The sequence below is a fragment of the Salinibacterium sp. M195 genome (assembly GCF_019443965.1).
In the GTDB taxonomy this organism is placed as follows: domain Bacteria; phylum Actinomycetota; class Actinomycetes; order Actinomycetales; family Microbacteriaceae; genus Rhodoglobus.
The window spans coordinates 437,534-450,560 of record NZ_CP040814.1; the positions used below are offsets into that span (position 1 = coordinate 437,534).

Annotated in this window: 11 protein-coding genes; 9 read left to right on the plus strand and 2 right to left on the minus strand. The window is 58.1% G+C overall.

The genetic code is table 11. The features are described 5' to 3' along the window. Positions 1 to 46 precede the first annotated feature (46 nt). Positions 47 to 1,624, minus strand: a complete 1,578-nt coding sequence (locus FFT87_RS02105) for a glycosyltransferase family 2 protein (RefSeq protein ID WP_219949737.1) — start codon at positions 1,622 to 1,624, stop codon at positions 47 to 49. A 220-nt stretch (positions 1,625 to 1,844) separates the two neighbouring features. Between FFT87_RS02105 and FFT87_RS02110 the strand changes: the two genes are divergently transcribed. The 9 genes from FFT87_RS02110 to FFT87_RS02150 all read left to right on the plus strand — a co-directional run bounded on the left by FFT87_RS02110 (position 1,845) and on the right by FFT87_RS02150 (position 11,822). Then, positions 1,845 to 2,909 (plus strand): YveK family protein, encoded by a 1,065-nt coding sequence (locus tag FFT87_RS02110; protein WP_219949738.1) that lies wholly within the window; start codon positions 1,845 to 1,847, stop codon positions 2,907 to 2,909. A 12-nt stretch (positions 2,910 to 2,921) separates the two neighbouring features. Then, complete coding sequence (locus FFT87_RS02115) at positions 2,922 to 4,331, plus strand: hypothetical protein (RefSeq protein WP_219949739.1); 1,410 nt, start codon at positions 2,922 to 2,924, stop codon at positions 4,329 to 4,331. 94 nt (positions 4,332 to 4,425) lie between these two features. After that, on the plus strand, positions 4,426 to 6,240 hold the full coding sequence (locus FFT87_RS02120; protein WP_219949740.1) for a nucleoside-diphosphate sugar epimerase/dehydratase: 1,815 nt from the start codon (positions 4,426 to 4,428) through the stop codon (positions 6,238 to 6,240). Beyond that, entirely contained in the window at positions 6,240 to 7,376 is a 1,137-nt protein-coding gene (locus tag FFT87_RS02125; RefSeq protein ID WP_219949741.1) for a DegT/DnrJ/EryC1/StrS aminotransferase family protein, read from the plus strand. Before FFT87_RS02120 ends, FFT87_RS02125 begins: the two co-directional genes overlap by 1 nt. Continuing rightward, entirely contained in the window at positions 7,373 to 8,002 is a 630-nt protein-coding gene (locus tag FFT87_RS02130) for a sugar transferase (protein WP_219949742.1), read from the plus strand. The genes FFT87_RS02125 and FFT87_RS02130 overlap by 4 nt, the downstream gene beginning before the upstream one ends. Next, positions 7,999 to 8,643, plus strand: a complete 645-nt coding sequence (locus tag FFT87_RS02135) for an acetyltransferase (protein WP_255560013.1) — start codon at positions 7,999 to 8,001, stop codon at positions 8,641 to 8,643. The genes FFT87_RS02130 and FFT87_RS02135 overlap by 4 nt, the downstream gene beginning before the upstream one ends. Positions 8,644 to 8,656: 13 nt before the next feature. Beyond that, positions 8,657 to 9,610: an NAD-dependent epimerase/dehydratase family protein gene (locus FFT87_RS02140; RefSeq protein ID WP_219949743.1), complete on the plus strand. Its 954-nt coding sequence runs from the start codon at positions 8,657 to 8,659 to the stop codon at positions 9,608 to 9,610. Positions 9,611 to 9,663: 53 nt separating this feature from the next. Beyond that, the gene (locus FFT87_RS02145; RefSeq protein WP_255560112.1) at positions 9,664 to 10,773 is read left to right on the plus strand and encodes a glycosyltransferase family 4 protein; all 1,110 of its coding nucleotides are present in this window, start codon (positions 9,664 to 9,666) and stop codon (positions 10,771 to 10,773) included. Beyond that, the gene (locus FFT87_RS02150) at positions 10,770 to 11,822 is read left to right on the plus strand and encodes a hypothetical protein (RefSeq protein ID WP_219949745.1); all 1,053 of its coding nucleotides are present in this window, start codon (positions 10,770 to 10,772) and stop codon (positions 11,820 to 11,822) included. Before FFT87_RS02145 ends, FFT87_RS02150 begins: the two co-directional genes overlap by 4 nt. Before the next feature lie 29 nt (positions 11,823 to 11,851). On the opposite strand, the gene FFT87_RS02155 is transcribed toward FFT87_RS02150, so the two are convergent. Beyond that, positions 11,852 to 13,015, minus strand: coding sequence for a hypothetical protein (locus FFT87_RS02155; RefSeq protein ID WP_219949746.1), 1,164 nt, complete (start codon positions 13,013 to 13,015; stop codon positions 11,852 to 11,854). Positions 13,016 to 13,027 lie beyond the last annotated feature (12 nt).

Genomic DNA, 13,027 nt, shown 5'->3' on the forward strand with positions numbered 1-13,027 from the left:
TCTGCTGGCTAAACGAGCATTCTAGCAAGGTGTGCTTTCCCATCTTTCAGCGCGCTGATCTACGAAAGAGAGAACTGATTGTGCCGGTGATGCGACCCGCGCGCTCGGCGACGAATCGCACCGGTGCGGTGATTCGCCAGCTTGTGCTCGCGTAGACGGCTGCGAGCTTGGTTTCGCTGTCTGCCATCGTCGAATACCGCGCAAGGATGCTCACCCCGCCAGGGGGCAGGAGTACCGGTGCGGCGTCGAGTTTGCCGCGCACGAGCAACATGTCGCGCTGCCAAATGGTCTCACCATGGGTCGAGTATGAATCCCCGCCTGTGCTCCACCGACGGTAGATAGAAGTGACCGTGGGGATGTCTGCCACTCCCAATACCAGCGCGGCACGCAGGGAGAGATCCCAGTCTTCGCAGACCTCAAGCGACTCATCTGCGCCTCCGAACACCTCAAAGAAACCGCGGGGAAAAGCAAACGCCATGAAGGGAGTCATGTTGACGCGCAAGTGATCAGCGACATCGTAAGTTGACGGATACGGGGTGAAAAGCTCGGAGCCGTCTTCGTGTCCCTCGAGGCCGTTGCCCCAGGTTGCAGCTCCCACTCTTTGCACTGCCGTAAGCGCCCGCAGAAGTCGACGCGGATACTGCTCGGCCGCGGTGAGGAAAGCGGCGATCCAGTGTGCGAACACGAGATCATCGTCGTCAAGAAAGGCGATGTGGGTTCCGGTCGCCGCAGCGATTCCGACATTAATCGGAACAGAACGGGTGCCTCCCTCAGCGAGAATTATTCTTGCCCGGCTTCTCAGCCACTCTGGCTGATCCGCAAGCACATTTCCAATGGCGCTGACGTTCGCATTGTGCGCGACGAGGATGACCTCAAAACGCCCATCAGTTTGACCTGCGAGGCACACGAGGGCATCGCGAAGCGCTTCGGGGCGGTGAAGCTGGGTGCGCATCACAACAGAAACCAGCGGTTGCGCCGCCACGGTGAGGGCATCGGTTAGGGCTTGCTGGCCTTTTCCGAGGGCAGGAAAGTCCATCACTTGCTCAAGAAGAGGGCGCTCGATCGGGGCCGGATCGTGAGTTGTCGGCAGATCAGCGCCGATTCGCTTATCTACCGCGACTACGGCTTCGGGGCTACGCACCAGACCGGAACCCTGGCCGTCGTTTCCGAAGATAACGAAGCCACCCGCGTTCTCAAGTGATCCCCGTGAATACAACGCACAACCGAACCGTTCGAAAGACTCGTCCGCTACTGGCACGACGCGCGCACGGACTCCCCCAGCAGAGTCATCTTCTATCGCGTCAAGGAGACGGGTAACGGTACTTGATAAGACAACGACACCCGAATCGATAACGAGAACTCGATCCTCATTGCCCGCGGCAAGGAGACGATCGTGGGCGCGTCGATAGTCGACCGTGCCAATCTCCACGGTGAGGAGGCCACCGCCCGCTTCTTGCGCTCGACGCGAAAAATCGGCTAATTCAGCCGCATCCTTCTCGGTTGATGCCGCCGCCGCGATTCCGACAACGATCCGCCAGTCTCCAAGCCGTTCCGCTGCGGTAGCCGAGGTTAGCGCGTCAAGGACAGCCGAGAACCAGCGCTCGGGCTCCACGCCGTGGCCCACTTCAGCCACTGTTTGGACGACGAGGGACGGCAATAGCTCCGCACTCACAGGGCGCGATGCGCTTGTGTGGTCCACGGTTTTCATGTGCCCCGGATGACTTCGGGAACAACCAACTTCGGCATATCGCCTCCTTGGCGTGAGCGCTGTACACAGGGAAGTGTAACAAGCGGCTGCAGCGATCGTTCCGAACGGGCATCCTCGCTCGATTAGTGTAGTGAGGGTGACTATTGCTGAAATGATCCGAGTCGCGATGAGCGGCCTGCGCCTCATCGCCCTTGTTGTGATCGGTGCCGCCGTTGTCGGTGCGGGAATCCTTGCCATCACCCCGCCCCGTTATGAGGCGACCGCGAGAATACTCGTTGACGCAGACCTCCTAGAGGACTCAAGCGTCGACGTTGCTGAACGTCAGATCATGTATTCGAACTACCGCACTGTCACGATCAAAACGCTCACCACCACCGACCTCATTCTCGATCCAGTGATCGAGGAGTTGTCGCTCGACACCACGTCTCGCGAGCTTGCCAACAACGTCACGGCACTTTCTGCACTCGACACTTCGGTCGTCGACATCACCGTGGCATCAGACGATGCAGCGTCATCCGCTGATATCGCCAATGCGATCGGGCGCCAAGTGTCCGCAGGTTTCTCTAAAGAAACTTCGCGAATTTCGCTGAGTGTTTCTGTTGTTCAGGAAGCAGTCGCTCCGAATGCCCGTTCGGGACCCAATCCTGTTCTCGTTCTGGCTCTATCCGCTATTGCTGGGTTCTTCCTCGCGCTGGCGTTCCTTCTGGCGCGGCACTCACTCGCACCACGGGTGAGAGACGTCAATGACGTGTTGGCGGTCAAGGACAGCCGTGTTCTGGGGACCATCAACAGCAGTGCTGGCGATCGGGCTCATTACCTCTCGGCAATAGACGCCATTGCGGCTGCGATCACCACGTCGCCTGAGTCACGAAACTGGTCGAAGATCGCTCTCGTGACGCCTACCGTTACCGACGAGTTCGATGAATTAGTTGTCTCTCTGCGCGCAGCCCTCGAAAGCAGCGGACAAAGCCCTGTAACGGTCGTGCACTCCGAAGCGTCTCTCGCGAAGTACGAAGCTGTCGTGCTTGACTCTGAAGTTGATGCTGTCCTTGTAGTCGTTCCGCTGGAGCGAACTGCAGTATCCGAGCTCTCCGCTGCAGTGAGCCACCTCGCCCTCAGCGGCACACCACTGAGTGGTTTCATCATTACTGAAGCTTCGCGACGCGAAAAGCGCTCGCTTAGCTCCAGCAGTGCTCACTAGCGGAGACGAGCCATGCTGCCTCGCTTTGCGCAACGATCGCCCGTCAGTTCAGTGACGAGCGCCCTCGTGAACCCGAAGCCGCTTCTCTTTGCTGAAAACAGCTCGTTGCTGTCACGGATCGCGCTTGCAGCCGCGATCCTTGCACTCGGGTATGTCCTCGTTCGACCAGTTTCGAACAATCTGATCCTGTATTCGGTGTTTGCCGGGCTCGGGATGCTCGCAACGATCAGCATCATCAAAAGCAAACCGCACTTAGCAAGAGAAGTCATAGCAATTGCGTTCCTCATCGCGGGGCTCGGTCTTTACGGAACGCTCATCGGGCTAGACAATTCGGGACTCGTCTTCACGCTTCAGGTGTACTTTGCTGCCCCATTACTTTTCCTCTTATGCACGTTCGCTGCGACGCTGAAAGCTGTTCGCTGGTTCATCATGATCGCCGCGATTGCGACCGTCACTATTGCCATCATCATGATCACGTTTGTCGCGGGCGAAGCCGAAATAATTCCCCAGCTATTTCCCGAATGGCTTGCGGAAAATTTAGGCCTAGGCGCAACTTTCAATTCGAGTGGATCTCAAGCACGCTTTTACGGCCTCTCCAGCCTCGCCGCACTCGGCCCGCTCTGGGCCGGGTCACTGCTCGTTCGACGAGATGCTCTGCTGCCCCATTGGTCGATTCGGCTGATTTGTGCGCTCGGAGCAACCCTTGCGGCTTTCATCTCAAGCCGGGATGCCATTGTTCTCGTCATTGTCATCGCTCCGATCCTCACCGTGGCGATAAAAGCTATCCTCCGGCATCGGCCGTTCCGTCCTAGCGCGTATTCCCCAAGAATTGCCACCGTCGGATTGACGCTTGCGGCGATTGGGTCGGTTGGTCTGATCTTTATCGGGCCAGCATTACTGTCGTTGGGGCCGGTGGTGCGCGCGTTCCAGGCGGTATCGTCATTCTTCGGAGCGCGCGGCAGCACTTCGGCGGCCGATCAAACTATTCGTTCGGATCAGTCAATCCATCTGCTGAATGCGTGGACTTCTAACCCTCTCTTCGGCGCTGGCTTCGGCGCGAGAGTTCAGGGTTACGAGCGCACTTCTGAACGACCATGGGTGCTGGAGCTGCAGTACCACGTGTTCCTCTACAGCGTCGGGCTCATTGGCGTTCTTTTCGCTATCGCGATCGCTATCTGTGTCGTCGTGCTCTTGCGACGTGCGGCAAGGTTAGCCCCCCACTTGCTCTCGAGCATTACGGTCACGACTGTTGCCGGTGTGGCAATGCTCATCGCAAACGCCACCAACCCTTATCTGCAGGCTCCTGGCCATTTCTGGGCATTGTTTCTCCCCCTTGCCCTCGCGCAGGTTATCTCGAGGGCAGGTCACGATCAACGTCTACTGGATCGCACGATTTCACCGGGTGCCGCCCCGAAACTGTGAGTTGAGCGTTGCCCTAAGATTTACCTCAGGATCGAAAAGGTGAAGATGCTCCCAATGTCTCTGTTCCCAGCGCCGCGTGAGAAGATCGAACGTAATGATAAGTCCAACGATTAGTGCCACCACCAAGTCGCGAGCTGCCGCAGTTCGACGGACGATCGGTGGGCAGTATATTTTTGACAGCTTTGCGTGGACGGTTTCACTAAGCTTCGCTGCGATTTTCCGCTACGAGTTCGCGCTGGGAAACGTTACTTGGTCGTCGATCGCCATACTGTGCCTAGTGGCGATCACTCTTCAGCTAATCTTCGGACGGCTGTTCAACCTGTACCGCGGCCGCTTCCGAATCGGATCGTTCCACGAAGTCCAAGCCCTCGCTGCAACCGTCGCCGTCACGGCGCTCCTGATCGGCTTGCCGGTAATCATCTTCGGGACTGTGCTCAACATCCCGCGAAGCACTGTGATCGTGGCACTCCCCATGACGCTCGTCCTCAGCGGTGGCGCTCGCTATGTGCGGCGCTGGCGGAGGGAGACTCAGTCAAAGCCCAGTGAGGCTTCCAAGGCCCTGGTTTACGGCGCTGGCTATCTCGCGAACTTTCTGGTGCCGCAGATGCTCACCGACAGATCATCCAAATTCATCCCTGTTGGACTTATCGATGACAGCCCAGCGAAGAGCAACTACTCAATAGGTGGCGTTCCTGTGCTTGGCACCAGGGAAGACCTTAACTCGATTACGGATGCCACCGGGGCAACAACCCTGATCGTGAGTATCGGCCGAGCCGACGCGGCTCTCATGCGAGAGATCAAAGACGCAGCGGACGCTGCCAACCTTAGAGTGCTCGTTTTCCCGTTGTTGACCGAGATCCTCGAAGGTGAGTCAAGCCTCTCTGACCTTAAAGAGGTGTCCATTGAGGACCTCATCGGCCGCAATCCGGTGGACACCGAGGTTGAGTCCATCGCGGACTACTTGGCCGGGAAAAGGGTTCTCGTCACTGGAGCTGGCGGGTCGATCGGATCAGTACTGAGCCGTCAGATTGCAAAATTCGCGCCAGCAGAACTCATGATGCTTGATCGCGACGAATCGGGGCTTCAAGCCGCACAAATTGCGATCGACGGGCACGGCTTACTCGACACGAAGAATGTGATCCTTGCGGACATCCGAGACCGTGAATCGCTTCTGAAAATATTCCGCGAACGTCGACCCGAAGTAGTGTTCCACGCCGCGGCGCTCAAGCACCTCCCGATGCTCGAACAGTATCCAGACGAAGCGTGGAAGACCAATGTTCTTGGCACTCTGAACGTTCTCGAGGCCGCCAGATCGGTAGATGTCGCAACATTCATCAACATCTCGACAGATAAAGCTGCCAACCCCACGAGCATCCTCGGCCATTCCAAACGCATGGCAGAAAAGCTCACGGCCTGGGCAGCGCAAGACACGGGTAGTTCGTATCTTTCCGTGAGGTTCGGAAACGTGATCGGTAGTCGTGGTTCGATGCTCCCGACGTTCACGTCCCTGATCGCCGCAGGTGGGCCCCTCACCATCACTCATCCTGACGTCACCCGATTCTTCATGACGATTCCCGAAGCGTGTCAACTGGTAATCCAGGCGGGCGGCATTGGCCGGCCAGGTGAAGTTCTCATTCTGGACATGGGTGAGCCCGTAAAGATCTTGGATGTAGCAAACCGCATGATCGCAATGTCCGGTAAGGACATCGAGATCGTCTACACCGGGCTCCGCCCAGGTGAGAAACTCCACGAGGAGCTTCTCGGTGACTCGGAACTCGATTCACGCCCAAGACACCCCAAAATTTCACATGCGACGGTGCACACGTTGTCTCCCGACCGACTCGACAAGGCCGAGTGGCAGAGACGCTGTGGCACCACTGGCGCTGACGAAGCAGGAGATGCTCAGTAATGACAAAGCGTATTTACCTCTCATCTCCGGATGTTGGCCAGCTCGAGGAAGACTATGTGGTCGCCGCAATGCGATCCGGTTGGATTGCTCCGTTGGGCCCCGATGTCGACGCGTTCGAGTCCGCAATCGCCGAGGCTACGCAACGCGCGCATGCTGTAGCGCTATCCTCCGGAACTGCCGCGCTTCACCTCGCGCTCATAGCGAAAGGCGTTAAAGCGGGAGACGTTGTACTCACATCGACTATGACCTTTGCCGCGACAGCAAACGCAATTCGCTACGTCGGCGCAGAGCCGTTCTTCATTGACTCTGATGTGCTTACGGGAAATATCGACACGGCTCTCCTAGAAGAGGCACTGTCTGATTTCGAGAGCCGCGGCGAGCGAGTTGCCGCCATTCTGCCCGTCGACCTCTTGGGGAAGACCGCCGATTACACGGTGATTGACGCCCTCGCAGCGAGATTTGATGTACCGGTCATCTCGGATGCTGCAGAATCCCTCGGGGCAACTCACCACGGCAAGGCTGCAGGATCCTTCGGCGATGTCGCCGCGATTTCCTTCAACGGCAACAAGGTTATGACGACTTCTGGCGGCGGCATGTTGCTGACGGACGACAGCGATCTGGCCCAATACACTCGCTATCTTGCTACGCAAGCACGCCAACCTGTCGCTCACTACGAGCACACAGAGATTGGTTACAACTACCGCCTCAGCAACCTTCTCGCGGCTCTCGGGCGAGCACAGCTCGAGCGTCTCCCCTCGATGATCAGCCGTCGTCGCGCTATTCGCGAGCGCTACCGCGAAGTCTTCTCCGGCGTAAACGGCGTGACAATTTTCGGTGGTGAATCAGACTCCGAAGATAACTTCTGGCTGACCTCAATCATTGTTGACTCTGCCGTTACTGGCTGGTCTCCCGCTGAGCTCACTAGCGCCCTTTCCGAGGACAATATCGAAAGCCGTCCGTTGTGGAAGCCGATGCACCTCCAGCCCATCTTCTCCGAGGCTCGAAGCTTGGTCTCCGGCGCGTCTGAACGACTCTTCGAAACCGGCGTCACTCTTCCGAGCGGCTCAGTCTTGAATGACTCTGAGCTAGAGCGGATCGTTTCCCAGATCAACCGATTTGTTGATTCGCGCTCGTGACAGAACGTCTCGCGTATGACGGCGTAAAGAGAGGGTGCGATCTCGCACTCGCTCTCGTCGGCATCGTCCTTTCTGCACCGATTCAAGCCGTCGTCGCCGTTCTCGTTGCGGTGAACTTAGGGCGCCCGGTGATCTTCGCGCAGCCCAGGCCGGGGCTCGGCGGCAAAGTATTCATGCTGTACAAATTTCGCACGATGAAGCCGATTGATGCCGCAAATAACGTAGTCGCAGATGACGAACGTCTCACCAAATTTGGGCGGATGCTTCGCTCAACCAGCTTGGATGAGCTGCCTGCCTTGGTTAACGTCATCCGGGGCGATATGAGCATCGTGGGTCCTAGACCTCTTTTGGTTGCTTATCTTGAACGGTACAACGCAAAACAAGCCAGACGCCACGAGGTGCGTCCAGGAATTACGGGGCTAGCTCAAGTTTCGGGCCGGAATGCGATCAGCTGGGACGAGCGATTCTCTCTGGACGTCGAGTACGTCGACAACCGATCTCTTCGCTTAGATGCGTCCATAGTCGCGAGAACCGTAACAACAGTTTTCAAGAGAGAGGGAATCTCCGCGGCTGATAGCGCCACGATGACCGAATTCTTGGGCAACGACGAGGAGCCATCACCGTGACGGTGCCCCTGGTCGTGATTGGTGCTGGTGGATTCGGACGTGAAGCCCTCGATGTTGCTGAAGCGATTAATGCCGCGTCCGATGCCCCGCTGTTCGACATCCTCGGCGTGATTGATGATGCCCCCGACTCTGAGAACCTGCGTCTTCTGAGCAACCGCGGCATCCGCTATCTTGGCACTCAAGAGAGCTGGCCTAGCGCCGAACCAACGGCACAGTTTGTAGTCGGGATCGGCTCTCCGCTGGTCAGACAACGTATTGCCCAGAAATTTGGCGATCTCGGTCGTGTCCCGGCCACCCTTATCCACCCCTCAGCCAACATTGGTTCCGAGGTCGTCGTGTCTGGCGGATTGGTCATCTGTGCAGGGGTTGCGGTCTCGACTAACGTATCCTTCGGTGCACACGTTCACGTCAATGCAAACGCCACAATCGGCCACGATACGGTGCTCGGTGACTACGTGTCGGTGAATCCCGGAGCGGTCATTTCCGGCAATGTCGTTATCGAAGCAAGAACGCTTATCGGTGCCGGCGCCGTGCTGCTTCAAGGTTTGAGGGTTGGCGAAGAAAGCACTGTCGGCGCCGCCGCGTGCGTCGTACGAAACGTTGAACAGGGTAGGACTGTCAAGGGCATCCCCGCCCGCTAGGTCAGGAGTAAAAATGAAGATTCTCATTACCGGTGGAGCCGGATTTATTGGGTCGAACCTCGCCCGCCACATGAACAATGTTCATCCTGACTGGCAGGTAAACATTCTTGATGATCTCAGCACGGGATTCCGCTCCAACCTCACCGGACTGGATGCGACTTTTCATGATGGGAGCATTCTCGACACCGAACTCCTGGGAACTGTGGCGGCGGGCATGGACTCCATCGTTCATCTCGCGGCAATTCCCAGCGTTCCCCGCTCGGTCGCGGCGCCCCGCCCAACCCACGACGCCAACTCAACCGGGACATTGAATGTCCTCGAGGCCGCACGCGAAGCAGGGATCGAACAGGTGATCGTAGCGTCATCAAGTTCCGTCTACGGAAGCAACCCTGCCCTTCCCAAGTCCGAGTTCGACTGGACCCGGCCCATGAGTCCTTACGCAGTTAGCAAGCAGGCGACCGAAGGCTATCCCCTCGCCTACAACTTCTCCTACGGGATGAAGAATCTCGCCTTCCGGTTCTTCAACGTTTACGGCCCAGGGCAAGCCGCTGGACATGCCTATGCTGCGGTGATTCCGCAATTCTTAGATGCCGCGATGCGTGATGCGCCCCTCTCGATTCACGGCGACGGCCTGCAATCCCGAGACTTCACCTTTGTCGGCACGGTTTGTGCCGTAATCACCGCGGCAATCGATCGCAAGGTGTCGTCGAACGATCCCGTCAACTTGGCCTTCGGCACGAACACGACGCTGCTTGAGCTCGTTGATGAACTAGAGAAAACCCTCGACAAGGCGCTTGTAGTCGAGCACCAAGATTCTCGAACCGGCGACGTACGCGCGTCGCAGTCCGATGGGCTGCGCGTTCGAGAGCTATTTCCTGAGGTCACTCCGGTCCCGCTTCGCGAGGGCCTCGACCGCACTGCTCAGTGGTTCGTCGAGACGAGCGACAGCGCAGCTCCGACGCCATGACTCGCCCCAGGTCCATAGTTCTCGGAGTCACCTCCGATGTGTCGCTGACACTGATGCGAGGCTTCCCCGAGTACTTACGGGACCAAGGGTGGGATGTGCATGTCGTCAGCTCGCCAGGGCCGCTCTTGGAAAGGCTGCGTTTAGCCGAGGGGATATCCACCCATCAGCTGCCAATGGCGCGAGAACCATCCCCCTTTGCTGACATCACAGCGCTAGTGGCGTGGATCCGTCTCCTCAGAAAAATTCGGCCAATGGTGACCTCAGTGGGTACGCCAAAGGCTGGGCTGTTAGGTGGTCTCGCCGCGAAACTCACTGGCGTTCCTCACCGGGTATACCTTCTGCGAGGTCTGCGATTGGAAACGTCGACGGGGATCAAACGTCGAATTTTTACTCTCGCCGAGAAAGTGGCTTCATCAACAGCACACCGCGTTGTAGCCGTGAGCGCGAGCCTCCGGGCCAGAGCTATCGAATTGCGCGTTGTTCACGCTAACAAAATCATTGTGATCGGTTCAGGCAGCTCGAACGGGGTCGACACTACAGCTCATTCCGCCGATGTTATTGACGTCGAAGAAAAGCTGGCGCTCCGAACTGAGCTCAAGATCGACAAGGAAGTTCCCGTCATCGGATTCGTTGGCCGTTTGACTACCGACAAAGGGCTAGACGTTTTAGCTGAAGCGCGCCAGTTGCTGGCAGATTCAGACACGGATTACTATCTGCTGGTGATTGGCGGCATTGACGACGGGCAGAACAACTCCGTCGTTGCACAATTGACCGAGACTGGTCGGCCGGCAATAATCTCGGGCCACGTTTCAGATCCGCGCCCGTACTATTCGATTATGGATGTGTTGTGCCTCCCGACGTTTAGAGAAGGCTTTCCGAACGTCGTCTTGGAAGCGGCGGCCATGGGTGTTCCGGCAGTCACAACCAATGCCACAGGTGCAGTTGATTCTGTCGTTGATGGGCTGACGGGGATGGTAGTCGAGGTGAAGTCTGGGCCAGCTTTGGCGGATGCCCTGCGGCTGCTCGTCAGCGACTCCACACTTCGCGAACGACTGGGTGCCGCTGCACGAGCACACGTTGTTGAACACTTCGAACGTGGGTCTGTTTGGCAAGCGAACGAACAGTTCTATAGTTCGTTGGCGGAATCATCCAGTGACCAATGAGCACTCTCAGAACCTTCACCTCGTACGGACGCGGAGCTGGCAGCGCCCGAGTGAGGGTATTCGACTGGCTCGATTACCTTTCGCTTGACGCGACGAGTGAGACCTATTTGGGCACGTCAAACAATTCTGGTCGCACTCTAGCGACCCACCCGTGGGGCGTCGTACAGGCGGAGTGGCGACTGCGAGCGGCTACTCGCAACATCGCTGACGCTACTACTCTTATTTCTCGTCAAGCGAGCCCGTTGAGTGCGGGCCGTCTCGAGGCGACATTGTTGAGCAAGGCGGCGCGAGGTATTTATGACTTCGATGATGCGTTGGGGCTCAGCCCGGCTGGCGGAACGGCTTCGCTCTCGTCAAAGCAACGTGTCTGGACTAATTCAGTACGTGCTGCCGACATCGTGATTGCCGGAAACGCGAATCTCGCAGAGCAGGCGCTGCGCCTCAACGACAATGTAGTGATCATTCCCAGTTGCGTTGACCCGGCACAGTACGAGCGCAAGACGACCTATGAGATCTCGAGAGTACCGCGTGCGCTGTGGATAGGCTCCCCGAGCACAGAAAGCTATCTCAAGACGATCAGCACCTCTCTGCTTGCTCTGCATGCCTCCCACGGTTTGCGGTTGACCGTCATCAGCGCTGGCGATGCGAGCCTTGGCGCACTCGACATCATGATCGACCGTAAGGACTGGTCGCCGCACGGGTTCGGCGACGATATTCGGCAGGCTGATTTTGGGGTGATGCCGCTGGTCGATAACGAGTGGGCTCGTGGCAAGTGCGCCTACAAGTTGCTTCAATACGGAGCCGCTGGGCTGCCCATGATCGGGAGTCCGGTCGGCGCAAACGCCGAGGTTCTCACTCACGCCGGTGCCGGCGCGCCATCGACAACAGACGAGTGGATCGCCGAGATGGAACGCATGATCGACGCCTCCCCAGATTCACGAGCCGCCCAGGGCGAACTGGCCCTTCACACCGTAGCTGAGAAGTACAGTTTCTCCGCCTGGGCCCCTACGTGGGCTCGCACAGTGGGTGTCGCTGCTCCGCGAGAATAGGCTCGCGCCTGTATTCGCTGAGTTCGGCGCTACAGAACTGGCTTAGTCGGGCGGATAATGAGGACCATCCACGAGAGGCTCGACAAGAGTGTGCCTGCCGCGAAGCCCCAAACCGCTCCCGTGAGCCCGCCCAAGAGCGCGCCGCTGAGGGGAACAACCACCGCGAGAACGGTTTGAATGATCCGCCCGGCAAAGAGCCGCGACCCTGACAGGTGCGCTCTGGCGACGATGTAGAAATAGTGACCCATAAAGTTTGCTGTGACGAAGACTGCGGTGGGGATAGCAAAAGGAACCAAGTCTGTAAGCGAGCCCAGATAAACATCGAGAACGCCTACGACCGCCAATCCCCCGAAGGCTCCCCCGCCGAAGAGGATGCTCACCGCAACGACTGTGGCAACCCGTCGCATCGATCTCTGTCCCGCTATCGGTGCTGCGGCGATCTGAGGGCGGATCGGGTTCAGCGCCAAACGCACTGGTGCGGCCACATTGGATACCGCGCGATAGATGCCGAACTGGGCTAGCCCGAGAACCGGAGCGAGCAGGTAGGGCGTCCCAATCGCGCCGGCATCCATGAGCAGTGAGTCTTTCAGAAGCGGGCGAATGTGGACCGCATGTTGCTTGCACCAGCGCGCGATTGAGCGTGGCTCCAACAAGCGCGGCCATTTCGACAGCACCGCGGATGCGACGGCACCGGACGCCCACGCTGTCGACATCATCGACAAATCTCGCGAGCCTCCGAGGAAGTAAAAGGCCCATACCGAGATCGAGACCGCGAGTCCAGCAACGTCACCGGGAAGCACCCCCCGGAACTCTCCTCTTCGTAGCGAGAAGTAACGAGCTGAGCCTCGATAGACGGAGGCGGTCACTGCGATCGCCCCAATAACGGAGACTGCTCTCAGCGGCTCGAACGCCCAAGAGAGGGCGAAAGTAACGAGCCCCATTGCTAGTGCGAGGTATACCGTAACCGACGAGTAGTCGCGCCAGTGGACGAGGACGTTGTCGCGTATCTCCGACCGAAGGAACGCTTCACTGATGATTGACAGTGACAGGGAAGCGCCGAAAGCGTATGCCAAGTACTGAATCGAAAAGCTTCCGAAGTCGGCCGGTGAAAGAGTAACCAGTCCCAACAGCTGAACAGCAAGCACGTACGCCGCATTGGCCGCAATGGCGCCTACTGCTCTAAATCGCTTCACCTAGTTTGTGGC